The organism is Klebsiella electrica (assembly GCF_006711645.1).
Lineage (GTDB): Bacteria > Pseudomonadota > Gammaproteobacteria > Enterobacterales > Enterobacteriaceae > Klebsiella > Klebsiella electrica.
Genome location: NZ_CP041247.1, coordinates 609138 through 634207, shown reverse-complemented (window position 1 = coordinate 634207; position 25070 = coordinate 609138). Strand labels below are relative to the sequence as shown.

General features: G+C 57.2%; 23 protein-coding genes, 1 tRNA gene and 1 pseudogene. 18 read left to right on the top strand and 7 right to left on the bottom strand.

The genetic code is table 11. From position 1 onward, the window contains the following. Nucleotides 1-17 precede the first annotated feature (17 nt). Nucleotides 18-371 carry a bifunctional dihydroneopterin aldolase/7,8-dihydroneopterin epimerase gene (folB, locus tag Electrica_RS03075; protein ID WP_100683524.1) on the bottom strand — a complete coding sequence of 118 codons (354 nt, stop codon included), beginning with the start codon at nt 369-371 and terminating at the stop codon, nt 18-20. 230 nt (nt 372-601) lie between these two features. Here folB and plsY point away from each other — a divergent pair, with 230 nt between their 5' ends. Both plsY and Electrica_RS03065 read left to right on the top strand, forming a co-directional pair. Further along, entirely contained in the window at nt 602-1222 is a 621-nt protein-coding gene (gene plsY, locus Electrica_RS03070; protein ID WP_004867810.1) for a glycerol-3-phosphate 1-O-acyltransferase PlsY, read from the top strand. Nucleotides 1223-1435: 213 nt separating this feature from the next. Continuing rightward, on the top strand, nt 1436-2902 hold the full coding sequence (locus Electrica_RS03065; protein WP_141963385.1) for an MFS transporter: 1467 nt from the start codon (nt 1436-1438) through the stop codon (nt 2900-2902). Nucleotides 2903-2969: 67 nt separating this feature from the next. Here Electrica_RS03065 and Electrica_RS28750 read toward each other — a convergent pair. Then, nucleotides 2970-3056, bottom strand: a pseudogene (locus Electrica_RS28750) (short-chain dehydrogenase); the annotation flags it as partial. Here Electrica_RS28750 and Electrica_RS03060 point away from each other — a divergent pair. The 8 genes from Electrica_RS03060 to Electrica_RS03025 all read left to right on the top strand — a co-directional run bounded on the left by Electrica_RS03060 (nt 3046) and on the right by Electrica_RS03025 (nt 9776). Next, complete coding sequence (locus Electrica_RS03060) at nt 3046-3870, top strand: urease accessory protein UreD (protein WP_141963383.1); 825 nt, start codon at nt 3046-3048, stop codon at nt 3868-3870. The pseudogene Electrica_RS28750 and the gene Electrica_RS03060 overlap by 11 nt on opposite strands. Before the next feature lie 9 nt (nt 3871-3879). Next, entirely contained in the window at nt 3880-4182 is a 303-nt protein-coding gene (locus tag Electrica_RS03055) for an urease subunit gamma (RefSeq protein WP_004867816.1), read from the top strand. 9 nt (nt 4183-4191) lie between these two features. After that, complete coding sequence (locus Electrica_RS03050; RefSeq protein ID WP_131048522.1) at nt 4192-4512, top strand: urease subunit beta; 321 nt, start codon at nt 4192-4194, stop codon at nt 4510-4512. Next, complete coding sequence (ureC, locus tag Electrica_RS03045) at nt 4505-6208, top strand: urease subunit alpha (protein ID WP_141963381.1); 1704 nt, start codon at nt 4505-4507, stop codon at nt 6206-6208. The genes Electrica_RS03050 and ureC overlap by 8 nt, the downstream gene beginning before the upstream one ends. A gap of 9 nt (nt 6209-6217) precedes the next feature. Beyond that, the gene (gene ureE / locus Electrica_RS03040) at nt 6218-6715 is read left to right on the top strand and encodes an urease accessory protein UreE (RefSeq protein WP_141963379.1); all 498 of its coding nucleotides are present in this window, start codon (nt 6218-6220) and stop codon (nt 6713-6715) included. Further along, nucleotides 6716-7390 carry an urease accessory protein UreF gene (locus Electrica_RS03035; RefSeq protein WP_131048519.1) on the top strand — a complete coding sequence of 225 codons (675 nt, stop codon included), beginning with the start codon at nt 6716-6718 and terminating at the stop codon, nt 7388-7390. It abuts the gene before it with no gap. 8 nt (nt 7391-7398) lie between these two features. Continuing rightward, entirely contained in the window at nt 7399-8013 is a 615-nt protein-coding gene (gene ureG / locus Electrica_RS03030; RefSeq protein ID WP_141963377.1) for an urease accessory protein UreG, read from the top strand. Nucleotides 8014-8168: 155 nt separating this feature from the next. Further along, a complete protein-coding gene (locus tag Electrica_RS03025; RefSeq protein WP_141963375.1) occupies nt 8169-9776 on the top strand; it encodes a purine-cytosine permease family protein in 1608 nt (535 codons plus the stop codon). A gap of 42 nt (nt 9777-9818) precedes the next feature. On the opposite strand, the gene tsaD is transcribed toward Electrica_RS03025, so the two are convergent. Continuing rightward, complete coding sequence (gene tsaD / locus Electrica_RS03020; RefSeq protein ID WP_100683533.1) at nt 9819-10832, bottom strand: tRNA (adenosine(37)-N6)-threonylcarbamoyltransferase complex transferase subunit TsaD; 1014 nt, start codon at nt 10830-10832, stop codon at nt 9819-9821. Between the two features lie 350 nt (nt 10833-11182). On the opposite strand from tsaD, the gene rpsU reads away from it, so the two are divergent. The 3 genes from rpsU (at nt 11183) to rpoD (ending at nt 15315) form a co-directional block, all read left to right on the top strand. Further along, nucleotides 11183-11398, top strand: a complete 216-nt coding sequence (gene rpsU / locus Electrica_RS03015; protein ID WP_001144069.1) for a 30S ribosomal protein S21 — start codon at nt 11183-11185, stop codon at nt 11396-11398. A gap of 176 nt (nt 11399-11574) precedes the next feature. Then, on the top strand, nt 11575-13320 hold the full coding sequence (dnaG, locus tag Electrica_RS03010; RefSeq protein ID WP_100683534.1) for a DNA primase: 1746 nt from the start codon (nt 11575-11577) through the stop codon (nt 13318-13320). Between the two features lie 150 nt (nt 13321-13470). Next, nucleotides 13471-15315 (top strand): RNA polymerase sigma factor RpoD, encoded by a 1845-nt coding sequence (rpoD, locus tag Electrica_RS03005; RefSeq protein WP_100683535.1) that lies wholly within the window; start codon nt 13471-13473, stop codon nt 15313-15315. A gap of 103 nt (nt 15316-15418) precedes the next feature. On the opposite strand, the gene mug is transcribed toward rpoD, so the two are convergent. After that, nucleotides 15419-15925, bottom strand: a complete 507-nt coding sequence (gene mug / locus Electrica_RS03000; protein WP_100683536.1) for a G/U mismatch-specific DNA glycosylase — start codon at nt 15923-15925, stop codon at nt 15419-15421. Between the two features lie 123 nt (nt 15926-16048). Between mug and Electrica_RS02995 the strand changes: the two genes are divergently transcribed. Further along, nucleotides 16049-16124, top strand: a tRNA-Ile gene (locus Electrica_RS02995). A gap of 387 nt (nt 16125-16511) precedes the next feature. Then, nucleotides 16512-17255, top strand: a complete 744-nt coding sequence (locus tag Electrica_RS02990) for a 5'-nucleotidase, lipoprotein e(P4) family (RefSeq protein WP_202395484.1) — start codon at nt 16512-16514, stop codon at nt 17253-17255. A gap of 328 nt (nt 17256-17583) precedes the next feature. Here Electrica_RS02990 and Electrica_RS02985 read toward each other — a convergent pair whose 3' ends face one another. The 3 genes from Electrica_RS02985 to Electrica_RS02975 all read right to left on the bottom strand — a co-directional run bounded on the left by Electrica_RS02985 (nt 17584) and on the right by Electrica_RS02975 (nt 21248). Further along, nucleotides 17584-17937, bottom strand: a complete 354-nt coding sequence (locus Electrica_RS02985) for a DUF1889 family protein (RefSeq protein ID WP_141963373.1) — start codon at nt 17935-17937, stop codon at nt 17584-17586. A 193-nt stretch (nt 17938-18130) separates the two neighbouring features. Continuing rightward, nucleotides 18131-20056 (bottom strand): dihydroxyacetone kinase operon transcriptional regulator DhaR, encoded by a 1926-nt coding sequence (gene dhaR / locus Electrica_RS02980; protein WP_141963371.1) that lies wholly within the window; start codon nt 20054-20056, stop codon nt 18131-18133. Between the two features lie 94 nt (nt 20057-20150). Next, a complete protein-coding gene (locus Electrica_RS02975; protein ID WP_141963369.1) occupies nt 20151-21248 on the bottom strand; it encodes a glycerol dehydrogenase in 1098 nt (365 codons plus the stop codon). 589 nt (nt 21249-21837) lie between these two features. On the opposite strand from Electrica_RS02975, the gene dhaK reads away from it, so the two are divergent. The 3 genes from dhaK to dhaM are packed head-to-tail and all read left to right on the top strand — an operon-like array spanning nt 21838 to nt 24983. After that, nucleotides 21838-22908, top strand: coding sequence for a dihydroxyacetone kinase subunit DhaK (gene dhaK / locus Electrica_RS02970; RefSeq protein ID WP_141963367.1), 1071 nt, complete (start codon nt 21838-21840; stop codon nt 22906-22908). A 10-nt stretch (nt 22909-22918) separates the two neighbouring features. Then, nucleotides 22919-23551, top strand: coding sequence for a dihydroxyacetone kinase subunit DhaL (gene dhaL / locus Electrica_RS02965; protein WP_131048515.1), 633 nt, complete (start codon nt 22919-22921; stop codon nt 23549-23551). Between the two features lie 10 nt (nt 23552-23561). Beyond that, nucleotides 23562-24983 (top strand): dihydroxyacetone kinase phosphoryl donor subunit DhaM, encoded by a 1422-nt coding sequence (dhaM, locus tag Electrica_RS02960; protein WP_141963365.1) that lies wholly within the window; start codon nt 23562-23564, stop codon nt 24981-24983. Nucleotides 24984-25070 lie beyond the last annotated feature (87 nt).

Here is a 25070-nt window from a genome sequence, read left to right as displayed (position 1 = left end):
TTTTGTTTCAGATTAAGCTACGCCCGACTGCGTTCGATAATTACGCCCACGTTTGCCGCCCGGGCAACGGCGCCCGGTTTGCTGACTTTAATCCGCACCCACGGCGAGGGGAATTTTTCCAGCAGCAGATCGGCAATCTCTTCCGCGACGCGTTCAACCAGCGCGAAACGCCCACCTTCAACGTGACCAATCACCAGCTCGCTGATATCAGCATAGCTGAGGCAATCACTGACATCATCGCTGCTCGCCGCTTTGCGGTTGTCCCACGCCATTTCGATATCGAACACCAGCTTCTGTTCAATGGTTTGTTCCCAGTCGTAAACACCGATAGTAGTGATTACCGAAAGTTGCTCTATAAATACAATATCCATCACGACCTGCCTGCTTTTTGGCTAAACCGGATACCACTTCCGGCGAATTATGCGTATTATCCACAGATGCAAAGACATCCCCTAAATAATTCGTATTGCAGGAAAGCGGCGGCGCAGCTAGCGTTCTGGCTCAATGCACGCTCCGGTGACGGCACGAAAGAAGCGCGCCGGCGCACCAGCGAGGCGAAGGATAGCGGGGACAAAACGACATTTTCAAAATGGAACAGCTGATGAGTGCAATCGCGCCTGGACTGGTTATCCTTGCCTACCTCTGCGGCTCAATTTCCAGCGCCATTCTGGTGTGTCGTCTCGCTGGCCTGCCCGACCCTCGCGATAGCGGTTCCGGCAATCCCGGGGCGACAAACGTACTACGAATTGGCGGCAAGGGAGCAGCCGTAACGGTTCTTATTTTTGATGTGCTCAAAGGCATGCTGCCCGTCTGGGGGGCCTGGGCGCTCGGTCTGACGCCGTTCTGGCTGGGTCTGGTCGCCATTGCAGCCTGCGTGGGCCATATCTGGCCGGTATTTTTTAACTTCCGCGGCGGTAAAGGCGTGGCGACCGCTTTCGGCGCTATCGCGCCCATCGGCTGGGATTTGACCGGCGTCATGGCGGGCACCTGGCTGCTGACCATCCTGCTCAGCGGCTATTCGTCGCTCGGGGCTATTGTCAGCGCGCTGATTGCCCCCTTCTACGTCTGGTGGTTCAAACCGCAGTATACCTTCCCGGTTTCCATGCTCTCCTGCCTGATTTTGCTGCGCCATCACGACAATATTCAGCGCCTGTGGCGCCGTCAGGAAACTAAAATCTGGGCCCGGTTGAAAAAGAACAAAAAAACGCCTGAGCAGAAATAATCTGCCGCCCGGCGGCGCGCGCCGGGTCCCCTTTACCCCGACATTCTCTCTGTATTGCCCTTTTTGGCAGCCAATCATCCTGAACTCACCCGCTGAAAAAAGATAATCATTTCGCAACAATCACTTAGCTATGTCTTATAACCAAAAATAATTTATCCCCGTCCGCCGCGATGTTTACTCTGAATCTTTTATACGACAGCGCAGAACAACATCATGACAGACGTAATCAACGCGACTCCGGTCGCAGCGGCAGGGTCGCTTGGCGGGGAAGTTCGATGGATACGCGGCGCCGCTGACGTGTCGCGTTTAATCAATGAAGGCAGCAGCGGGCGCAATAATGCGCGGATTGTCATGGGCATCGCCCTCGGCGGTATCTTTCTCGACGCCTACGATCTTGGCTCCCTGGCTTTCGGCCTGAAGGATATCACCCGCGAGTTTAACCTGACGCCAGCGGGGACCAGCATGGTGGCTTCGGCCATCACCTTTGGGGCTATCGTCGGCGCGCTGCTGGGCGGCTACCTGACGGATAAAATTGGCCGCTACCGCGTGTTTATGGCCGATATGCTGTTTTTTGTGGTCGCTGCGATCGCCTGTGCGCTGGCCCCCAACGAATACGTTCTGACCGGCGCCCGTTTTGTCATGGGTCTCGGCGTCGGTATCGACCTGCCGGTGGCGATGGCCTTCCTGAGTGAATTCTCAAAGCTTAAGGGGCCGGGCAACAAAGCGGCCAGCGTCGCCATGTGGTGTCCGACGTGGTACGCCGCTATCAGTATTTCCTATCTGCTGGTGCTCTTGTTCTATGCCGTACTGCCGGAAAGCCACAGTGACTGGCTGTGGCGGCTGATTCTCGGTTTCGGCGCGGTTCCTGCGCTGGTGATTATCGCCATTCGCAGCCGCTATATGAGCGAATCGCCGGTGTGGGCCGCTAATCAGGGCAATCTGCGCGAGGCCGCCGCCATTCTCCGCACGGCCTATAACATCAATGCCCACGTGGCGCAGGACGCGCTGGATAACCCGACGCCGGTGGTTAAAAAAGCGCAGTGGAGCAACTATTTCCGTCTGTTCCAGGGCGTCTATCTGCGGCGAACCACCCTCGCCACGCTGCTGTCGGTCGTCTCTTCCTTCGCCTATAACGCCGTCGCCTTCGGTCTGCCGGTGATTATCTCCAGCTTCTTTGTGCAGTCGATGCTGAACACGATTGTCATCTCGCTGGCGCTGAACCTGCTCTTTGCGTTCGTCGGCGGTCTGCTGGCGGTGCGGCTGGTGCCGCACTTAGGGGCGTGGAAGATGTCGCTGGCGGGCTACAGCTGCCAGCTGGCGGCGCTGCTGGGTCTGGCGCTGATTGGCCGCCCCGACGGCGCGGGCGAAGGTATCGCGGCCGTGGCGATGCTGGCGCTATTCCTCTTTGGTCAGGGATTTGGTCCTGGCGCACACACCATGACGTTCGCGTCGTTGAGCTATCCAACGTCGCTGCGCGGCGTCGGCGTTGGCCTGAACCAGACCCTGATGCGCAGCAGCTCGACCCTGTCGCTGTTCCTTTTCCCGCTGCTGGTTGCAGCCCTGGATACCCAGGTCTTTTGGATTATCGCCGCCGCGCCGCTGATTGGCCTGCTGTCGCTGCTCGCGATCCGCTGGGAGCCGTCGGGCTATGACATTGACGCCGAAGATTATCAGGCGTAATAATCTTGTTGCTAAACGGCCGTCGCTCAGGCGGCTGTTTTCTCGTTTTTAACTCATAAGCTTTTCATATGATCGAGATACTTTCGCGCCGATCAATACTCATCGCTGCTGTTTTATCTTGATTTTGCAGGGGCGCAACCACATTGCACAGCACCGTGTTACCAGAGAATAAAAAAGGCTGGCAGGCTACGCTGGACCTTCATTTTCAACATCGCGGCGGCAAAACGGTACTCACCTCCGCCCGTCATGTCGGTCCGCTCACCGTCCAGCGTCCCTTTTATCCCGAAGACGATACCTGTCATCTCTACTTACTCCACCCGCCGGGCGGGATCGTCGGTGGTGACGAGCTGACGATTCGCGCCGCTGTTGATAGCGGCTGCCACACGTTAATCACCATGCCCGGTGCCAGTAAGTTTTACCGCAGCAGCGGCGCGCAGGCCCATTTACATCAGCGCCTGACGCTGGCGGAACGCTCGACGCTGGAGTGGCTGCCGCCGGACGCGATCTTCTTTCCCGGCGCCCAGGCCCGCCTGCATACCGCCTTTCACCTTTGCCCTTCCAGCACGCTGCTGGCCTGGGATCTGCTGTGCCTTGGCCGTCCGGTCATCGGTGAGCGCTTTAGCCATGGTGCCCTCAGCAACCGTCTTGAAGTATGGATGGATGAATCACCGCTGCTGATCGAACGCCTGAACCTGGCCGACGGGCGCCTGGCCTGCGTGGCGCAATGCCCGTGGGTCGGCACTCTGCTGTTCTATCCCGCCAGTGAAGCCCTGCTTGACGGCGTGCGGGAACGACTCACGTCGCTGGGCAATTATGCCGGCACCACGCTGACTGACGGCCTGCTGACGGTACGATTTTTAAGTGACGATAACTTACTTTGCCAGCGGGCGATGCGTGACATCTGGCAGTTTATGCGCCCGCATCTGACCGGAAAGTCCCCGGTCCTTCCCCGAATCTGGTTGACCTGAGAGAACGCTATGGAACTGACCCCCAGAGAGAAAGACAAGCTGCTGTTGTTCACCGCCGCGCTGGTGGCGGAACGTCGTCTGGCCCGCGGCCTGAAGCTGAACTACCCGGAGGCCGTAGCCTTAATCAGCGCCTTTATTATGGAAGGCGCCCGCGACGGTAAAAGCGTGGCGGCGCTGATGGAAGAAGGCCGCCATGTGTTAAGCCGCGAACAGGTCATGGAAGGCGTACCCGAAATGATCCCCGACATCCAGGTCGAGGCCACCTTCCCGGATGGCTCGAAGCTGGTCACCGTCCACAATCCGATTATCTGAGGTTTCGCGATGATCCCAGGTGAATACAAGGTGCAGCCCGGACAGATAGCTCTGAACGTTGGCCGCGCCACCCGCAGCATTATCGTTGAGAATCATGGCGACCGACCGATTCAGGTTGGATCGCATTACCATTTTGCCGAGGTCAATCCGGCGCTAAAATTTGACCGGGCGCAGGCCACCGGCTATCGCCTGAACATCGCCGCCGGTACCGCGGTCCGCTTTGAGCCGGGGCAAAAACGTGAAGTGGAGCTGGTCGCGCTCGCCGGTCGTCGCGCGGTATACGGTTTTCGCGGCGACGTGATGGGAAATCTGGAGGCAAACGATGAGTGATATTTCACGTCAGGCCTATGCCGACATGTTTGGCCCCACCACCGGCGATAAAGTGCGCCTGGCGGACACTGAACTGTGGATCGAGGTCGAAGACGATCTGACCACCTACGGCGAGGAGGTCAAGTTCGGCGGCGGCAAGGTCATCCGTGACGGTATGGGCCAGGGACAAATACTCGCTGACGACTGTGTCGATCTGGTGCTGACCAATGCGCTGGTAGTCGATCACTGGGGGATCGTCAAAGCCGACATTGGCATCAAAGAGGGGCGCATCGTCGCCATCGGCAAAGCGGGTAATCCCGATATCCAGCCCAACGTCAATATCCCCATTGGCGCGGCAACGGAAATTATCGCTGCCGAAGGCAAGATTGTCACCGCCGGCGGCGTCGATACTCACATTCACTGGATCTGCCCGCAGCAGGCGGAAGAGGCGCTGGTCTCCGGCGTCACCACCATGGTTGGCGGCGGAACGGGCCCGGCGGCGGGGACACACGCCACCACCTGCACGCCGGGACCGTGGTACATCTCGCGGATGCTGCAGGCCGCGGACAGCCTGCCGGTGAATATCGGTCTGCTGGGCAAAGGTAACGGTTCGAACCCGGACGCGCTACGCGAACAGGTCGCGGCAGGCGTTATCGGCCTGAAAATTCATGAAGACTGGGGCGCCACGCCGGCAGCCATCAACTGCGCGCTGACGGTTGCCGACGAAATGGATATTCAGGTAGCGCTGCACAGCGACACCCTGAATGAATCGGGTTTTGTTGAAGATACGCTGGCGGCGATTGCCGGACGGACGATCCACACCTTCCACACCGAAGGCGCCGGCGGCGGCCATGCGCCGGATATTATTACCGCCTGCGCGCACCCGAATATTTTGCCCTCCTCCACCAACCCGACGCTGCCCTACACCGTCAATACCATTGACGAACATCTGGATATGCTGATGGTCTGCCACCATCTCGATCCGGATATTGCCGAAGACGTGGCGTTTGCCGAATCGCGCATTCGCCGGGAAACCATTGCGGCAGAAGATGTCCTGCACGATCTCGGCGCCTTCTCTCTGACCTCTTCCGATTCACAGGCGATGGGGCGCGTGGGCGAAGTCGTTCTGCGTACCTGGCAGGTGGCGCACCGGATGAAGGTCCAGCGCGGGCCGCTGGCGGAAGAGAGCGGTGATAACGACAATTTCCGCGTGAAGCGCTATATCGCCAAATACACCATCAACCCGGCGCTGACCCACGGTATCGCCCATGAAGTCGGATCGATTGAAGTGGGCAAACTGGCGGATCTCGTGCTGTGGTCGCCGGCATTTTTCGGCGTTAAGCCAGCTGCGGTTATCAAGGGCGGCATGATTGCCATTGCCCCGATGGGCGACATCAACGCCTCGATTCCGACGCCGCAGCCGGTGCACTACCGCCCGATGTTCGGCGCGCTGGGCAGCGCTCGCCATCACTGTCGCCTCACCTTCCTGTCGCAGGCGGCAATCGACAGTGGCGTGGCACAGCGTCTGAATCTGCACAGCGCCACAGCGGTGGCGAAAGGCTGCCGGACGGTACAAAAGACCGACATGATCCATAACGGCCTGCAGCCCAACATCACCGTCGACGCGCAAACCTATGAAGTGCGTATCGATGGCGAACTGATCACCAGCGAACCGGCAGATGTCCTGCCGATGGCGCAACGTTATTTTCTGTTTTAAGGAGTCCGGATGCTCTATCTGACCCAACGAGTGGATTCACCTGGCAAACTGACCGCCAGCCTCACGCTGCCGATCGATGTGCGGGTGAAAAGCCGTATCAAAGTCACCCTCAACGACGGTCGCGAAGCCGGTCTGTTGTTGCCGCGCGGCCTGCTGCTGCGCGGCGGGGATGTGCTCAGCAATGACGACGGCAGCGAGCTTGTGCAAATTATCGCCGCTGATGAAGGCCTGTCTGTGGTGCGTTGTGACGATCCGTTCACCCTGGCGAAAGCCTGCTATCACCTCGGCAACCGCCACGTTCCGCTGCAAATCATGCCCGGCGAACTGCGCTATCATCACGACCATGTGCTGGACGATATGCTGCGCCAGTTCGGCCTGGAGGTGACTTTCGCCCATCTGCCGTTTGAACCGGAAGCCGGTGCCTACGCCAGCGAAAGCCACGGCCACAGCCATGGTCATCATCACGATCATGGCCACGATCATCACCATCACGAGCACAGTCACTAAATGCCCACGCCGGAAAAACGCCTGCGGCTGATGCAGCTGGCCAGCAGCAATCTGCCGGTCGGCGGCTATAGCTGGTCGCAAGGTCTGGAATGGGCGGTGGAAGCAGGCTGGGTGCCCGATGCCGCCGCTTTTGAACGCTGGCAGCTGCAGCAGATGGAACAGAGCTTTTTTACCGTCGATCTTCCTCTGTTCGCCCGGCTGTATCGGGCATGCGAAAACGACGATCTACCGTCAGCACAGCGCTGGACCGCCTGGCTGCTCGCCTGCCGCGAAACCCGCGAACTGCGTGAAGAAGAACGTAATCGCGGCGCGGCCTTTGCCCGCCTGCTGGCCGACTGGCAGCCGGATTGCCCGCCGCCGTGGCGCGTTTTGTCCCGGCAGAGCCAGCTCGCCGGCATGGCCTGGCTCGGCGTGCGTTGGCAAATCGCGCTGCCCGACCTGGCGCTGAGCCTTGGCTACAGCTGGATCGAAAGCGCGGTGATGGCGGGCGTTAAGCTGGTTCCCTTCGGCCAACAGGCGGCCCAGCAGCTGATTTTACGCCTGTGCGATCGCTACGCGGCGGATATGGCCTGCGCCCTTGCGGCGCCGGATAGCGCGATAGGTTCCTCCACGCCGCTGGCCGCCATAGCTTCCGCCCGGCATGAAACCCAGTATTCCCGATTATTCCGTTCCTAGGAGAGAGTATGCACAATAACAAACACCCGCTGCGCGTCGGCGTCGGCGGCCCGGTCGGTTCCGGGAAAACGGCCCTGCTGGAAGCGCTGTGTAAAGCCATGCGCGACACCTGGCAGCTCGCCGTCGTGACCAACGACATCTACACCAAAGAAGATCAGCGTATTCTCACCGAAGCGGGCGCGCTGGCACCGGAGCGTATCGTCGGCGTCGAAACCGGCGGCTGTCCGCATACCGCGATCCGCGAAGACGCCTCGATGAACCTGGCGGCGGTAGAAGCGCTAAGCGAAAAATTCGGCAACCTCGATCTGATCTTTGTGGAAAGCGGCGGCGATAACCTGAGCGCCACCTTCAGCCCGGAGCTGGCGGATCTGACCATCTACGTCATTGACGTGGCGGAAGGGGAAAAGATCCCGCGTAAAGGCGGGCCGGGGATCACGAAGTCGGACTTCCTGGTGATCAACAAAACCGACCTTGCACCGTATGTGGGCGCGTCGCTGGAGGTCATGGAGCGCGACACGATGCGTATGCGCGGCGACCGCCCGTGGACCTTTACCAACCTGAAAAGCGGCGATGGCCTGAATAACATCATCGCTTTCCTTGTCGACAAAGGCATGCTGCGCTAAGCGCGCCTGCACCATCCCGGCGCACCTGCGTCCGGATGGTGCGCCTCCTGCCCCCGCTTTATTCATCCCCGCCCCATCAGCGCCCGGCGCAGCGGTTGTGCGAAGTGGCATAAGGTTTGCTAATTACAGTCATGCCTGACCATTAAGGAATGACTATGTCATCACTGGATATTAAAACTGAGTTACCTGCACAGACCGGGGCTTCCGGCTCTAAAGAAACCCTCGAAGACTATACACTCCGCTATGCTCCTCTGAGTTTCCGCCGCTGGGGACCAGGCGTTGTCGCCGTGACCGCGCTGGGCGGTATCGCCTATCTGGCGGACTTCTCCATCGGCGCCAGCATCGGCATGGCATGGGGCACCACCAACGCCATTTACGCCATCCTGCTGGCGGCGCTGGTTATCTTCCTCACCGGGATCCCGCTGGCGATTACCGCCGCCCGCTATAACATTGACCTCGACTTAATCACCCGTAGCGCCGGATTCGGCTATTTTGGCTCGGTGATCACCAGCATTATCTTCGCCGGTTTCACCTTTATCTTCTTCGCCCTTGAAGGGTCGATCATGGCCCAGGGGCTACTGGTTGGGTTAGGGATCCCGCTGTGGATGGGCTATCTCATCGCCACCCTGATGGTGCTGCCGCTGGTGGTTTACGGCATGAAAGCCCTGACCCGCCTGCAGGTATGGACCACGCCGCTGTGGCTGGTGCTGATGGTGGTGCCGGTGGCCTGGCTGATTGCCAAAGACCCGGAGCTGGTGGATGGTTTTATGAACTTCGCCGGCAAGAATAACGCGGCGCAGGTCGATTTAACCGCCATAATGCTCGGCGCCGGGGTGTGCCTGTCGCTGATTATGCAAATCGGCGAGCAGATCGATTATCTGCGCTTTATGCCGCCTAAAACGGCGGAAAACAGCAAAAGCTGGTGGCTGGCGGTCTTCTCCGCAGGCCCGGGCTGGGTGGTATTAGGCGCAATAAAACAGATCATCGGCGCCTTCCTCGGCTTCTATCTGCTGACCCGCTTCCCGGCGGTACACAACACCGAGCCGGTACAGCAGTTCGTCAGCGTCTTTGATAACCTGGTGCCCGGCTGGCTGGCGTTAACCCTGGCCGTAGTGCTGGTGGTCATTTCACAGATTAAAATCAACGTCACCAACGCCTATTCTGGCTCGCTGGCGTGGACCAGCGCCTGGACGCGCACCACCAAACGCTATCCGGGGCGGATTATCTTCGTCATCGTCAACCTCGCCATCGCGCTGGCGCTGATGGAAGGCGATATGTTCAGCGCCCTGTCGTGGATTCTTGGCTTCTACTCTAACTTTGCCATTGCCTGGGTGGTGGTGGTTGCCACCGATATCACCGTCAACAAAGGCCTGCTCCGGCTCGCCCCGGCGCAGCCGGAATATCGTCGCGGGATGATCTACAACGTTAACCCGGTGGGGGTGGTTTCGTTTGCTCTGGCGGCCGGCCTGTCGATCTGCGCCTTCTTCGGCCTGCTCGGTGCCACGCTGGCACCGTTCTCGCCGCTGATTGCGCTGGTCGTGGCGCTGGTGATGACGCCGCTGATGGGTATCCTCACCGGCGGGCGCTACTACATCAAGCAGTACGATGACGGGATTAGCGAGCCGCGCTACGATGCGCAGGGCAATGCGTCCATCACCGTTTACCAGTGCGTCAGCTGTGAAGAAGAGTATGAACGTCCGGACGTGATGCACTCGCACAAACATCAGGGCGCGATTTGCTCGCTGTGTAAAAGTATGGAGTAAAGCAGAAAAGCAGGCCGACAGAACGTCGGCCTGTGCAGCCGATTACGCCGCCGGCAGTTCAGCGAGCGGCCAGCGCGGACGCACGGTCACGCCGAGATCCGCTTTAGCGCCGCTGCGCAGACGAACCATCCCGGCATAGGCGATCATTGCGCCGTTATCGGTGCAGAACTCCGGGCGCGCATAGAACACTTCGCCGCCGCGCTTTGTCATCATCTCCGCCAGCTTCGCGCGCAGCGTGCGGTTGGCGCTCACGCCACCGGCCATCACCAGGCGTTTAAAGCCGGTCTGCTCCAGCGCGCGACGACACTTAATCATCAGCGTATCCACCACCGCATCTTCAAACGCCCGGGCGATATCTGCGCGGGTCTGCTCGTCGTCATCGTTATTGCGAATCGTGTTAGCCGCAAAGGTTTTCAGGCCGGAAAAGCTGAAATCCAGACCGGGACGGTCGGTCATCGGGCGAGGGAAAACAAACCGCCCTTCGCTGCCCTGAGCCGCCATCTTAGACAGCATCGGACCGCCGGGGTAATCGAGCCCCAGCAGCTTAGCGGTTTTATCAAACGCCTCCCCGGCCGCATCATCGATAGACTCGCCGAGCAACTCGTACTGACCAATACCGGTTACGCTAATCAACTGGGTATGGCCGCCAGAGACCAGCAGCGCCACAAACGGGAAGGCGGGAGGATTATCCTCCAGCATCGGCGCCAGCAGATGTCCTTCCATATGGTGTACCGGAATCGCCGGTACGTTCCAGGCAAACGCCAGCGAACGCCCTATTGTTGCGCCAACCAGCAGCGCCCCAACCAGGCCCGGACCTGCGGTATAGGCCACGGCATCAATCTCTTTGGCCGTCAACCCGGCCTCTTTCAACGCCGCCTGAATCAGCGGAACGGTTTTACGCACGTGGTCGCGCGAAGCCAGCTCGGGCACCACGCCGCCGTAGTCAGCATGTAATTTCACCTGACTATACAATTGATTGGCTAGCAGGCCTTTTTCGTCGTCATAAATGGCGATGCCGGTTTCATCGCAGGATGTTTCAATACCCAGTACACGCATGTCTTGTTTTACCTCGCTCTAATACCGCGCAGTTTAGGACCAATGCGGGTTGATGTATACCCTCAGCGTGCCAGCCAGGCGCATCGGGACAAGCGGCAGCGGCCGCAAAACCCGCCCGGTCGCGCATTGCCCGTCATGCGGTGCCAGAAAGGCCGGCAGGCGGCGCAGATAAAACTTTGTTCGCCCCAGGAACAAGCCTCGTGTATACTCCTCACCCTTATAAAAGTCCTTTCAAAAAAGGCAGCGGTGCTTTACAAAGCAGCAGCAATTGCAGTAAAATTCCGCACCATTTTGAAATAAGCTGGCGTTGATGCCAGCAGCAAACCGAATTAATCAAAGGTGAGAGGCACATGCCGGTAATTAAAGTACGTGAAAACGAGCCGTTCGACGTAGCTCTGCGTCGCTTCAAGCGTTCCTGTGAGAAAGCAGGTGTTCTGGCGGAAGTTCGTCGTCGTGAGTTCTATGAAAAACCGACTACCGAACGTAAGCGCGCTAAAGCTTCTGCAGTGAAACGTCACGCGAAGAAACTGGCTCGCGAAAACGCACGCCGCACTCGTCTGTACTAATCGGTTGAGGGCCAACGCCCTCAATTCAGACTGAGTTGTTGTTGTAAGGCCGTGCTTCCGGAAGGAATGCGCGGCTTATTTTCGTTTATGCATTAGCAGATACACAGCATCATGAAAGAACGTGTTCAGCCCACGCTGAGACCGTCTGATGATCGTGTGTATAGTTTACGGGGCCTATGGCTGGACGAATCCCACGCGTATTTATCAATGATCTGCTGGCGCGCACCGACATCGTCGATCTCATCGACGCGCGGGTAAAGCTCAAAAAGCAGGGCAAGAACTACCACGCGTGCTGTCCATTCCATAACGAAAAAACCCCCTCTTTTACCGTCAACGGTGAAAAACAGTTTTATCACTGCTTTGGTTGCGGTGCGCACGGCAACGCTGTCGACTTCCTTATGAACTACGACAAACTCGAGTTCGTGGAGACGGTTGAAGAGCTGGCCGCCATGCACAACCTCGAAGTGCCATACGAAGCAGGCAACGGGCCGAGTCAAATAGAGCGCCATCAGCGGCAGAGTCTCTATCAATTGATGGACGGCCTGAATGCGTTTTATCAACAGTCCCTGATGCAACCCGCCGCCGACCCTGCGCGCCAGTATCTGGCGAAACGTGGCTTAAGCAGCGAGGTCATTGCGCGCTTCGCGATTGGCTACGCCCCGCCCGGTTGGGATAACGTCTTAAAACGTTTTGGCGGCAATCAAGAAAACCGCCAGTCGCTTATCGATGCCGGCATGCTGGTGACCAACGATAAGGGGCGCAGTTACGACCGCTTCCGCGAACGGGTCATGTTCCCTATCCGCGATAAGCGAGGCCGGGTGATTGGTTTTGGTGGCCGCGTGCTGGGCGATGCCCTGCCGAAGTACCTTAACTCCCCGGAAACCGATATTTTCCATAAGGGTCGTCAGCTGTACGGCCTGTATGAAGCACAGCAGGATAACGCCGAACCACCACGTTTGCTGGTTGTCGAAGGTTATATGGACGTTGTGGCGCTGGCGCAGTTCGACATCAACTACGCCGTCGCGTCGCTGGGGACCTCGACCACTGCCGACCATATTCAGCTTTTGTTCCGGGCGACCAATCAGGTCATCTGCTGTTATGACGGCGACCGGGCTGGCCGCGATGCCGCCTGGCGTGCGCTGGAAACGGCGCTGCCGTACATGACCGACGGTCGTCAGCTACGCTTTATGTTTCTGCCCGACGGCGAAGACCCGGATACGCTGGTGCGTAAAGAGGGGAAAGCGGCATTTGAAGCGCGGATGGAGCAGGCTCAGCCGCTCTCCACGTTTTTGTTCAACAGCCTGCTGCCGCAGGTCGACTTGAGCACCCCGGACGGGCGCGCACAGCTCAGTACTTTAGCGCTGCCGCTCATCACCCAGGTACCGGGTGAAACGCTGCGCATTTATTTGCGCCAGGAGCTGGGCAACAAGCTGGGGATTTTAGATGACGCTCAGCTTGAACGTTTAATGCCTAAACAGACAGAAAGTGGTACTCCGCGCCCCGCGCCGCAGCTAAAACGCACGACCATGCGTATACTAATAGGACTGCTGGTGCAAAACCCGGATCTGGCGCCGCTGGTTCCGCCTTTAGAGGGCCTGGATCAGCGCAAAATGCCCGGGCTTGGCCTGTTCAGCGAACTGGTCAAAACCTGTTTGTCTCAGCCAGGTCTGACCACCGGGCAACTTTTAGAGCAGTATCGCGGTACAAATGAGGCCGCAACCCTTGAAAAACTGTCGATGTGGGACGATATAGCAGATAAAGATATCGCGGAAAAAACCTTCACCGACGCGCTCAACCATATGTTTGATTCACTGCTGGAACTGCGGCAAGAAGAGTTGATAGCCCGCGACCGTACACACGGTTTAAGCAGTGAAGAACGCCGGGAACTCTGGACCATCAGTCAGGAGCTGGCAAAAAAATGAATTGCACGGCTTAAGTGCCGAATATCGTTCGGGAAGCCCCCGACAGCCGCGCTGAGGCGCAGCGGCAATAATATAAGTACGCCCTCGCTTTAAATGTTGGCAGTTTGTCTGTCGACACCAATCAAACGAATTAAGTGTGGATACCGTCTTATGGAGCAAAACCCGCAGTCACAGCTGAAGCTTCTTGTCCAACGTGGTAAGGAGCAAGGCTATCTGACCTATGCCGAGGTCAATGACCATCTGCCGGAAGATATCGTCGACTCCGATCAGATCGAAGACATCATCCAAATGATCAATGACATGGGCATTCAGGTGATGGAAGAAGCACCGGATGCCGATGATCTGCTGCTGGCTGAAAACAGCAACAACACCGACGAAGATGCAGAAGAAGCTGCTGCGCAGGTGTTGTCCAGCGTGGAATCTGAAATCGGACGTACAACCGATCCGGTGCGCATGTATATGCGTGAAATGGGTACCGTAGAACTGCTGACGCGTGAAGGCGAAATCGACATCGCCAAGCGTATTGAAGATGGGATCAACCAGGTTCAGTGCTCCGTTGCTGAATATCCGGAAGCCATTACCTATCTGCTGGAGCAGTACGACCGCGTTGAAGCTGAAGAAGCGCGCCTGTCTGACCTGATTACCGGTTTCGTTGATCCGAACGCCGAAGAAGACCTGGCGCCAACCGCGACGCACGTCGGCTCTGAACTCTCTCAGGAAGAGATGGATGACGACGAAGACGAAGATGAAGACGATGACGACGACAGCAGCGATGACGACAACAGCATCGACCCTGAGCTGGCGCGTGAGAAATTCGCCGAGCTGCGTACGCAGTACGAGCTGACCCGCGATACTATCAAAGCAAAAGGCCGTAGCCACGCCGCAGCTCAGGAAGAAATTCTCAAGCTGTCCGAAGTGTTCAAACAGTTCCGCCTGGTACCGAAACAGTTCGATTACCTGGTCGGCAGCATGCGTAGCATGATGGACAGGGTCCGTACTCAGGAACGCATCATCATGAAACTGTGCGTCGAACAGTGCAAAATGCCGAAGAAAAACTTCATCACCCTGTTCACCGGCAACGAAACCAGCGAAACCTGGTTCAACGCGGCTGTCGCCATGAACAAGCCGTGGTCTGAAAAGCTGCACGACGTCAAAGAAGACGTTCAGCGCGGCCTGCAGAAGCTACAGCAGATTGAAGAAGAAACCGGCCTGACCATCGATCAGGTTAAAGATATCAACCGTCGTATGTCTATCGGTGAAGCGAAAGCCCGCCGCGCGAAGAAAGAGATGGTTGAAGCGAACTTACGTCTGGTTATCTCTATCGCCAAGAAATACACCAACCGTGGCCTGCAGTTCCTCGATCTGATTCAGGAAGGTAACATTGGCCTGATGAAAGCGGTTGATAAGTTCGAATATCGTCGCGGCTACAAGTTCTCTACCTACGCCACCTGGTGGATCCGTCAGGCGATCACCCGCTCTATCGCGGATCAGGCGCGCACCATCCGTATTCCGGTGCATATGATTGAGACCATCAACAAACTCAACCGTATCTCCCGCCAGATGCTGCAGGAAATGGGTCGTGAGCCGACGCCGGAAGAGCTGGCTGAACGCATGCTGATGCCGGAAGATAAAATTCGTAAAGTGCTGAAAATTGCCAAAGAGCCAATCTCCATGGAAACGCCGATCGGCGACGATGAAGATTCACATCTGGGCGATTTCATCGAGGATACCACCCTCGAGCTGCCGCTGGACTCCGCGACCACGGAAAGCCTGCGTGCCGCCACTCACGATGTGCTGGCAGGCCTGACCGCCCGTGAAGCGAAGGTTCTGCGTATGCGTTTCGGTATCGATATGAATACCGACCACACGCTGGAAGAAGTCGGCAAACAGTTCGACGTTACCCGCGAACGTATCCGTCAGATCGAAGCGAAGGCACTGCGCAAGCTGCGTCACCCGAGCCGTTCTGAAGTGCTGCGTAGCTTCCTCGACGATTAATCGTTGCCGGAAACAGAAAAAGCTCCCTGCGGGGGAGCTTTTTTTTTGCCTTCTGTTCACTCTGTTAGCGTCAGAGACTGTCGGTGCCGGTACTTACGACAGGCTAGCGACCTCGCGATGCCAGCGCATCATCCAGTTCGCGATACGCCTCCACCAGCTTATCCAGCGTCGCCCGGTTCAATCCGCTGGGGTTTGGCAGCACCCACACCTCCGTATCGCCGATGGTCACCTGCTGCTTGCCCCAGCGCGCGCCGCGTACCTGAAACGCTTTCTCAAAGGCCTGTTTGCCGAGAATCGCCAGCGCCTGCGGCTGATACTGTTCAATTTTCAGCACCAAATCCCGCCCGCCGCTACGTAGCTCCTGCAAGGCGACCTCGCTGGCCTGAACCGTCGGGCGTTCCACCAGCATCGTAATCCCACAGCGCGTATCGAGCAGCTGCAGCTCCTCTTCCGGCTTCAACAGACGGTCGGTAAAGCCAGCCTGGTAGATCACTTTCCAGAAACGATTGCCCGGATGCGCGAAATGAAAACCGGTATGGGCAGAGGACTTCCCCGGATTAATGCCGCAAAAGACCACCCTCAGGTCCGGCGCCAGAATGTCGTTAATCATCTTTCCCCCGCTCAATGCCTAAAAGGTGATTATAAAGGATTGAAAATGCATTGTTTATAAAAACAGCAGCCGTGCGTTTTGCGCTGGATTGCGTCTGCCAGTTACTTTATAATCCCTCGCCACGGCCCCTTAGCTCAGTGGTTAGAGCAGGCGACTCATAATCGCTTGGTCGCTGGTTCAAGTCCAGCAGGGGCCACCAGACACCGCAAGGGCTGGCGAGAAATCGCCGGCCCTTTTGCTTTTCTCCGGAGGTGCTGTCGAGGTGCCATCAGTGAGTAAGGCAGAATATAAATCACCTGGCCGGTAGTAAAAACCCGGCGTTGCCTCGCCAGACACCGCAAGCGCCAGCAAGAAGCCTCCGGCAGCGTAATTCTTTCGCAACCCAAAGAGAATAAAGAGAAGGATCAAAGCCTTATCTTTCTCATTGACCTGTTTTTAGTGCCCCAATAATAACGACCTCCGGATTGCTGCACATTCATGCTTATGGCCCACAATGCCTTCTCACAGGGCATTCATTTTTTTGTCACATAAGGCAATTATTCTTTCGCCATTTTGAGCACCATGTAAGGAATAAACTGTGAATTCAATGATTAAAGCTCTGATGCTGGCGTTACCTGTCTTAAGTGCATCAGCAGTCGCCGCTGATAATAAACTGTGCGAACCAAAGGCTTATGAAATGGCCCTTCGATATCAGCAAAAATCGGCTGAAGTTATGGCGCTTCAGATTCAGACATATCGCTTTGCCACCGAACGTTTTAATGAAAAAGTCAATGGACTGAAAGCACCGGAAAAATATGCCGTCGTAATGGATCTTGATGAAACGGTGCTCGACAACACACCATTGTTGGCACGGGACATGGAACAGTGTCATGACTATACAAAATGGGATACCTGGGGCGACTGGGAAAAACAGGGTAATCCGGGTTTGATCCCAGGAGCAAAAGCTTTCCTTGATAATGTGGCTCACCACAACGTTCGTATTTACTATGTATCTGACCGTACTAATGAAAACAAAACAGACACGCTCAATACTCTAAAATCTCTCGGCCTGCCGCAGGTCTCTGAAGAGAGCGTCCTTCTTGATACAGGAACCAAAGAAGAACGTCGCCAGGCCATCATGAAAAACCAGCAGATCATTATGCTGTTTGGCGACAGCCTGCCAGATTTTGCCGCTCAATTTAAAAATAAGAAGCCCACCGAGGAGCAACGTCAGTTGGTTGAATCAAACGCACAGCATTTCGGCGTTGACTGGATTGTTCTTCCTAATGCGGCTTATGGCTCATGGTCAAAGGCAAAACTTGATAGCTGGAAAACACCCGCTGTTAAATAACCACGGCAGACCTTCTCTATTGATTCGCTATTGAGTGGGAAGGTCATCTTCACCCGATGCGCATCGGGTATACCGCCCCCCTGCGCATGGCGGTGTCTTCGGTTTCATCGCTCATCAGCGTCAGAAAGCACCGCATCATGTTCAGGCGCGAAAAAAAAGAGATGAATAAACGTTTCTCGATGAGAGGAATGTATTGCTGGCTGCGGGTGTTCAGAATTTCCTGTCATGCTCAATACATCGCTTAGCGCGGCAATATCAAATTACTCTGCCCGTTCAGCGGCGGCAAAAATATAAGGAGCGACGTTAACAACGTTGCTCCTTTTTTATCTTATGGTGCAGCATCTTCAAAATGTGCCGCTTGCACCCGTTCCCGGAGCTGCTCCCGCATATAGGAAGAGAAGTACTCTGGATTTTTAATCACAATACGGTTGCCAGCGGCGATTTTCTCCGCCCATCCGGCCACTTTATGGGTGAACCCGGAATTCCATCCTTCCTGTTCACCGCGAGCCATGACGTCGTCCGCACTAGCCGGAACGCCTAACTCATGGAGATATTTTAAAAGGCCCTTGGCCGTACTTTCATCCATTGAAGCCGGGACCGGTTCCGATGTGTTCATACCACCAATAAAATCTAATGCTTTATCTATCGCTGTTGGCATGCTCTTATCCTTAAAATTAACCATGTGATGAACATGTTTATAATATGGACCCAAGTCCGCGGCGATATCAAAGAGATCGTTGCCTTTCTTTGATTCAGACCTCAGTCAAACGTTTGCATGGCGTTTTTCTGCCCGACAAGTCCATAAACACCGTGACCGACAGCTAATACCCGGTTAACGGCAATTGCGGACCCTGAATCGCGGAGAGCGCGGAAAACTAATCGTGGATTTTGCGCTTGAACTGGCTGGCATCGATATCGTACTGCTTCATTTTGCGCCACAGCGTCGTACGCCCGATATTGAGCAGATGGGACATCTCCTGTACCCGGCCGCTGGTGACGCGGGCGGCATGGATAATGGCCTCTTTTTCAATAGCGCTGAAGGTCAGGCTGGCAGGCAGCAGGGGCGAGGCGGTATCGCCGCCCGGCCGCTCGGAAAAGAGATATTCCGGCAGGTTGCTCAGGCGGATATGGCCGTTATCGCTGCTGATGGCGATATTTTCAATAATGCTGTTTAACTCAAAGTCATTGCCGGGCCAGGAGTAGTTCACCAGCTGCGCCAGGGCATCGTCGTCCACTTGCAGGCGCGATGAAAAGCGCTTTTCCAGGCTACGCAGGCGGTTGTGCACCAGCGAGGGAATGCTGTTGCGCCGCGATCTCAGCGGCGGAATGACTATCTCAAACGAGTGCAGCGCGTAATAAAGCTGGCGACTAAAGCGGTTCTGCTCCACCAGATTAGCCAGATCAACGGTGGTAGTGGCAATCACCTTAACGTCCACCGGAATCAGGCGTCGGGCATCGAGGCGGGTTAACACCCCCTGCTTAATCACCTGCAGCAGCGCGGACTGCAGCTCCGGCGCGAGGTACTCTATTTTCTCCAGAAACAGAGTGCCGCCGCTGGCCAGCTCCAGGCGACTCAGGCGCCCGTTTTCGTCATCGGTCGGTGCGCTGCCCATAAAATCCTCGCCCAGCACGCTGTCGGCATACAGCTGACAGTTGACCGCAATATAGGGACCGTCCGCCCGTTCGCTTTCATTATGAATAGCCTGGGCGAGCAGCTCTTTACCCACCCCCTCTTCCCCGCAGAGCAGGACCGGAAAACCGCCCCGCGCCGCCTGACGGCCAAAATGAATCAGCCGTCGCGTTTCCGGGTCGTCCGCGGACATCTGCGCCAAAGTGTGGCTCACTTTCCCTAACTGGCTGGTCATCAGCTGGCGCATCTGCTCCACCGGATGCAGCAATAAAATAAAGCTGTTGCCCTGCTCTTCGACGATCGGCTTGAGGGTAATGACGGCATCGATAAACTGATGCTGGCTCTCAAACGTCACTTCCGCATGGTTCAGGGCGCGCGCGTGCTTAATCGCCCGGCGCAGCAGGGCCGGCAGCGTCACCAGTTCATTAATATTTTTTCCCTGGCTGGTCTGGGCATCCAGATGCAGGAGCGTCGCGGCCTGGACGTTAAGAAACTGCAATACCCCCTGCTCATTCCACGCCATCACGCCGTCATCCATGCTTTCCAGCAGGCCATACATCTGGTTGAGATGGCGGTTCGATTCAGCCAGCAGGCTGTCGGTCAACAGCGAGTTGCCCACTTCCCGGGCGATAGCCAGCGTCAGAGACAAATCAGAGGAGGCCTGCTGCCCGGTCAAACAGCACAGCGAGATGGATCCAAACAGGCGACCGTGATTATCAAACACCGGCGTGGAGCTAAATGACCACCCGTGCAGCGCCTGTTTAAAATGTTGCTCACCGGTGGTTTTCACCGGTTGCCCCAGCATCGAGGCCAGCGAGAGCGCGCAGCTGCCGATAATGCTTTCCGCGCAGTAGCTGCCCTCAAGAAAACCGAGTTCCGCGAGCTGCGCCAGCGTCTGCGGTTCGCCGCAGCGGCTGAGAATACAGGCAGACTCATCAAGAATAAACAATGCGCAGGGTCGGCTATCCATAAACTCCCAGGCATCTTCCAGCGCCGCCTGACCGATGGTCAGCAGCGCGGTTTTACGTCGGCAGATTGATTCGAAGGTCAGACCCTGCGCCTGATGCGGTTTATGCCAGGTCTCCCGTGGCATAAACCGGCTGCAACGCTGCCATGACTGACTGATAACGGAAGATACTGTTTTTCCGGAGTCCGGAGTCTGCGCCGCCATGTCCTTTTCCGCTGTTTAAAATAGATAACCCCTCCGACAGAAACAGCCGGAGGGGGCACACGCTTCTTCCTGCAAAAAGCAGCTTAGCGAGACGTTAGCGCGCCAGCCACTGCTGGCCGAGCAAATCGGCCGTCAGGATCGCGGCGTAAACCTGGTCGGCCGTCACCGGGAATGGCATGTTATGGATCGTTTCGCCTTCCGCGCAGGTCGCTTGCGCGACCGCCTGAATTTTCCCTTCAATGCCCTCTTTGACGCCTATTTGCGCCAGGGTCACCGGCAGACCGACTTTCTGGCAGAAGCCCAGCACCGTTTCAATCTCTTCCAGCGGACTGTTTTGCAGCACCAGCTGCGCCAGAGTGCCAAACGCCACTTTTTCGCCGTGATACAGATGATGGCACTCTTCGAGAATGGTGAAGCCGTTATGAATGGCGTGCGCCGCCGCAAGACCGCTGCTTTCAAACCCAATGCCGCTGAGGTAGGTGTTGGCTTCGACAATGCGCTCCAGCGCATCCGTCACCACGCCAGCCTGCGCCGCCAGGCGCGCTTTTTCGCCTTCGGCCAGCAGCGTATCATAACACAGGCGAGCCAGGCTCAACGCCGCCGCCGTGGACTGTCCGCCGGCCATGCTGGTCGCCCTGGCGTCAAAGCAGGCCTTCGCTTCAAACCAGGTCGAGAGCGCATCGCCCATCCCGGCCACCAGCAGGCGCACCGGCGCTTTGGCAATGATCGCCGTATCCATGACCACCATATCCGGGTTTTTCGGATAGATCAGATACTCTTCAAACTCGCCGGCTTCGGTGTAGATAACCGACAGCGCGCTGGTTGGCGCATCGGTAGAGGCAATCGTCGGGATCACCACTACCGGCAGCTTCTGGTAGAAGCCAATGGCTTTAGCGGTATCAAGCGTCTTCCCGCCGCCAATCCCTACCACGCCGCGGCAGCCGTGCTGCTGCAGAATGGCAATCAGGCGGTTGATCTCCGCGTGGCTGCATTCGCCGTTAAAACGGGCGGCGTGGCAGCTTAAACCGTGATTATGCAAACCATTGAGTACGTTGTCCCCCGCCAGCTTCATCACGAAGTCATCGGCAATGACAAAAAAGCTGTCCGCCAGATTTTTAGCATACTGGCCAAAAAGCGTCGATGCGTCAGGACCCTGAAGATATTTGGCCGGAGATTGAATAACTTTTAGCATTCCTTTCACCCTCAAATAAGTACATGTTTTACATGATGAGCCCTGGCGTCATCCTGTTCTGCCTACGGTTCATGGCGGAAACGAATCGTGACCGGAGCGATGCAAACACTGTAGGGCGAGCGGTGAACAAAAAAATTTTTCCCGTTTTTGTTCTGATATGAAACAGAGAATATTTTTTAGCGTTCCATATTGGAACATTAGTTAGCGGAAAATGGTGGGATTGCGATCCCGATCCGTCCATTCACCGTCATGCCACAAAAAAACGGATAATCTGCCAACATGGGTAGCATCGGCAGCAGAAAAAAAACTGAGAAACGCATCCGCAGCCCCCCGGTTGCCGCAGATGACCGCGGGGCGAAAAAATAGCCTTAGCTCGCATTTCTCCCTTTTCCTCGCCGATGACGTTTCATAACGGAACAAAAATAAATAAGCATGTTCCGTTATGAAACTCGTTTGCACGACATTTTTTTTTCCGTTAACTCAGCCAGAATCATAACGTCGCCGGGTGGTTCTTCACGCCAGACGATCCCCTACACGATGACCGCCTCTGTGAGTAGAGAGGCCGCATCACGCCGACGGAGCATAAATAATGAAAAAACTGATTAACCGTGTCGAAGATGTCCTGAGTGAACAACTACTGGGCCTCGCCAGAGCCCATCCTGAATTAACGCTGCATCAGGATCCGGTGTATGTCACCCGCGCCGATGCGCCGGTCGCCGGGAAAGTGGCGCTGCTCTCCGGCGGCGGCAGCGGACATGAGCCGATGCACTGCGGCTATATTGGCAAAGGTATGCTTGCCGGTGCCTGCCCGGGCGAGATTTTCACCTCCCCGACCCCGGATAAAATGTTCGAGTGTGCGATGCATATCGACGGCGGCGAAGGCGTGCTGCTGCTCATCAAAAACTACACCGGGGATATCCTTAATTTCGAAACCGCCACCGAACTGCTGCACGAAAGCGGCGTCAAGGTGACTACCGTGGTGATCGATGACGACGTGGCGGTCAAAGACAGCCTCTACACCGCCGGACGCCGCGGCGTCGCCAACACCGTGCTGATTGAAAAACTGGTTGGGGCAGCCGCCGAACGCGGCGATTCGCTGGAAGCCTGCGCGGCGCTGGGCCGCAAGCTTAACAACCTCGGCCACTCCATCGGGGTGGCGCTGGGTGCCTGTACCGTACCGGCCGCCGGACAGCCGTCATTTGAATTACAGGATAATGAGATGGAGTTCGGCGTTGGTATCCACGGCGAGCCGGGTATTGACCGCCGCCCCTTCAGTTCTCTCGACTGCACCGTCGATGAGATGTTCGACACCCTGCTGGAGAACGGCACATACAGCCGCACGCTGCGTCAGTGGGATACCGTCAAAGGGAGCTGGCAGGACGTCACGCAAAGCAAACAGGCGTTGCAGAAGGGCGACCGCGTCATCGCGCTGGTCAATAACCTTGGCGCCACCCCGCTGTCGGAGCTGTACGGCGTATACAACCGCCTGGCCACGCGCTGCGCGGAGAGCGGCATCACTATCGAGCGCAACCTCATCGGCAGCTACTGTACCTCGCTGGATATGGTGGGCTTCTCCCTCACTCTGCTGAAAGTCGATGACGACACGCTGGCATTATGGGACGCCCCCGTTCATACCCCGGCGCTGAACTGGGGCCATTAAGGAGCACGACATGTCACTGAACAGAACGCAAATCGTTAACTGGCTCTATCGCTGCGGCGACATTTTTACCAAAGAGAAAGATTTTCTGACCGGTCTGGATAAAGAGATTGGCGATGCCGACCACGGTCTGAATATGTATCGCGGCTTCAGCAAGGTGGTGGAAAAACTGCCGTCCATTGCCGATAAAGACATCGGTTTTATTCTTAAGAACACCGGAATGACGCTGCTCTCCAACGTCGGCGGCGCCAGCGGCCCGCTGTTCGGCACCTTCTTTATTCGCGCAGCCCAGGTGACGCAGGCGCACCAGAGTCTGACCCTCGACGAGCTACACCAGATGATGCGCGAAGGGGCGGACGGGGTGGTCAACCGGGGGAAAGCGGAACCCGGCGATAAAACCATGTGCGACGCCTGGCTTGCGGTTGTCGAGTCACTGCGCCAGTCCAGCGAACAGCACCTGTCGGTTCAGCATGCGCTGGATGCCGCCGCGACACAGGCAGAGGAAGCCGCCCGTTCCACTATCACCATGCAGGCCCGCAAAGGCCGCGCCAGCTACCTCGGCGAACGCAGCATCGGGCATCAGGATCCGGGCGCAACCTCAGTGATGTTCATGATTCAGGAACTGGCTGCCGCAGCCAAAGAGTAAGGATAACGCGATGGTAAACCTGGTGATTGTTTCTCATAGCGCCCGACTGGGCGAAGGTGTCGGAGAACTGGCCCGGCAGATGTTAACAGGCGATGGCTGTAAGCTGGCGATCGCCGCCGGCATTGACGATCCGCAAAACCCGATCGGCACCGATCCCATTAAGGTGATGGAGGCCATTGAATCCGTTGCCGATACCGACCACGTGCTGGTGATGATGGATATCGGCAGCGCCCTGCTCAGCGCGGAAACCGCGCTGGATCTCCTCGATCCGGCGATCGCGGCGAAGGTTCGCCTGTGCGCCGCGCCATTGGTCGAAGGCACGCTGGCGGCAACGGTCAGCGCCGCCAGCGGATCGGATATCGATAAAGTGATCGCCGACGCCATGAGCGCCCTGGAAGCTAAGCGCGTACAGCTGGGATTACCATCGCTCGCCCAGAACGGTCCCGAGGCCACGCCGATGGCCGACGATCTGAGCGGCGAGTCCGTCTCCGTGGTGATTAAAAACCATAACGGCTTACACGTTCGTCCGGCATCGCGGCTGGTTGCCGCGTTATCCGGATTCAATGCCGAGCTGGTACTGGAGAAAGGCGGCAAATGTGTCTCACCGGACAGCATTAACCAGATTGCCCTGTTGCAGGTACGCTGCAACGATACATTAAGGCTGCTGGCCCGCGGGCCGGATGCCGAAGCGGCGCTGGCGGCATTTCAGGCGCTGGCGGCGGAGAACTTTGGCGAACTGCCGGACGCCGCGCCCGCGGTCTTTACTCCTCCCGTCTCGCGCGTGCAGGGAAAAGCGCTCCGCTACCCGCTGCCTGCCCTCCGGCCAGTCCGGCAAACCGGTGCCGACATCGCCAGCGAACAGCGACGCCTGCAGCAGGCGATCGGCCAGACGCTGGACGATCTCAATGCACTGACCACGCTGGCGGAAGAGCGCTATTCTGCCGATATCGCGGCCATTTTTTCCGGCCACCACACGCTGCTCGACGACCCGGATCTCTATGAATCAGCCCGCGATATCGTGCGCCAGGAACAATGCAATGCGGAGTGGGCGTGGTATCAGGTGCTGGCCGATCTCAGCCAGCAGTATCGCCAGCTGGACGATGCCTATCTGCAGGCGCGCTATATTGATGTCGACGATCTGCTGCACCGGACTTTGCGCCATCTGCAAGGCGGCAGCGAAGAGCCGCTGGCGGTGCATGAGCCGACGATTATCATCGCCGACGATCTCTTTCCTTCCAGCGTCCTGCAGCTGGATCCTCGCCTGGTCAAGGGGATCTGTCTGCGGGCAGGAAGCGAGGCATCTCACGGCGCGATCATCGCCCGTCAGGCCGGGATCGTCTGCCTGTGCCAGCAGGGAGATGCCCTGCAGCCGATACGCGATGGTGAATCCCTTACGCTGGATGTCGCCGGAAAACGCGTGATCCGCGCCTGACGTTCTCTTCGTGACTCTCTGTACTTGATTCTTCACGCCTCCGGGGATTCTGTTTTCACTCAATCTCCTGCAAGCGTGATGTCTCAA

Bases quoted from the DNA above. Each gene is read 5' to 3' on its own strand.
- rpsU (WP_001144069.1), top strand. From the start codon at position 11,183: ATGCCGGTAATTAAAGTACGTGAAAACGAGCCGTTCGACGTAGCTCTG.
- dhaL (WP_131048515.1), top strand. From the start codon at position 22,919: ATGTCACTGAACAGAACGCAAATCGTTAACTGGCTCTATCGCTGCGGC.
- ureC (WP_141963381.1), top strand. From the start codon at position 4,505: ATGAGTGATATTTCACGTCAGGCCTATGCCGACATGTTTGGCCCCACC.
- rpoD (WP_100683535.1), top strand. From the start codon at position 13,471: ATGGAGCAAAACCCGCAGTCACAGCTGAAGCTTCTTGTCCAACGTGGT.
- folB (WP_100683524.1), bottom strand. From the start codon at position 371: ATGGATATTGTATTTATAGAGCAACTTTCGGTAATCACTACTATCGGT.
- Electrica_RS03065 (WP_141963385.1), top strand. From the start codon at position 1,436: ATGACAGACGTAATCAACGCGACTCCGGTCGCAGCGGCAGGGTCGCTT.
- dhaK (WP_141963367.1), top strand. From the start codon at position 21,838: ATGAAAAAACTGATTAACCGTGTCGAAGATGTCCTGAGTGAACAACTA.
- dnaG (WP_100683534.1), top strand. From the start codon at position 11,575: ATGGCTGGACGAATCCCACGCGTATTTATCAATGATCTGCTGGCGCGC.
- plsY (WP_004867810.1), top strand. From the start codon at position 602: ATGAGTGCAATCGCGCCTGGACTGGTTATCCTTGCCTACCTCTGCGGC.
- dhaR (WP_141963371.1), bottom strand. From the start codon at position 20,056: ATGGCGGCGCAGACTCCGGACTCCGGAAAAACAGTATCTTCCGTTATC.
- tsaD (WP_100683533.1), bottom strand. From the start codon at position 10,832: ATGCGTGTACTGGGTATTGAAACATCCTGCGATGAAACCGGCATCGCC.
- Electrica_RS03055 (WP_004867816.1), top strand. From the start codon at position 3,880: ATGGAACTGACCCCCAGAGAGAAAGACAAGCTGCTGTTGTTCACCGCC.
- ureG (WP_141963377.1), top strand. From the start codon at position 7,399: ATGCACAATAACAAACACCCGCTGCGCGTCGGCGTCGGCGGCCCGGTC.
- ureE (WP_141963379.1), top strand. From the start codon at position 6,218: ATGCTCTATCTGACCCAACGAGTGGATTCACCTGGCAAACTGACCGCC.
- mug (WP_100683536.1), bottom strand. From the start codon at position 15,925: ATGATTAACGACATTCTGGCGCCGGACCTGAGGGTGGTCTTTTGCGGC.
- dhaM (WP_141963365.1), top strand. From the start codon at position 23,562: ATGGTAAACCTGGTGATTGTTTCTCATAGCGCCCGACTGGGCGAAGGT.
- Electrica_RS02975 (WP_141963369.1), bottom strand. From the start codon at position 21,248: ATGCTAAAAGTTATTCAATCTCCGGCCAAATATCTTCAGGGTCCTGAC.
- Electrica_RS02990 (WP_202395484.1), top strand. From the start codon at position 16,512: ATGATTAAAGCTCTGATGCTGGCGTTACCTGTCTTAAGTGCATCAGCA.
- Electrica_RS03050 (WP_131048522.1), top strand. From the start codon at position 4,192: ATGATCCCAGGTGAATACAAGGTGCAGCCCGGACAGATAGCTCTGAAC.
- Electrica_RS03025 (WP_141963375.1), top strand. From the start codon at position 8,169: ATGTCATCACTGGATATTAAAACTGAGTTACCTGCACAGACCGGGGCT.
- Electrica_RS03035 (WP_131048519.1), top strand. From the start codon at position 6,716: ATGCCCACGCCGGAAAAACGCCTGCGGCTGATGCAGCTGGCCAGCAGC.
- Electrica_RS02985 (WP_141963373.1), bottom strand. From the start codon at position 17,937: ATGGTTAATTTTAAGGATAAGAGCATGCCAACAGCGATAGATAAAGCA.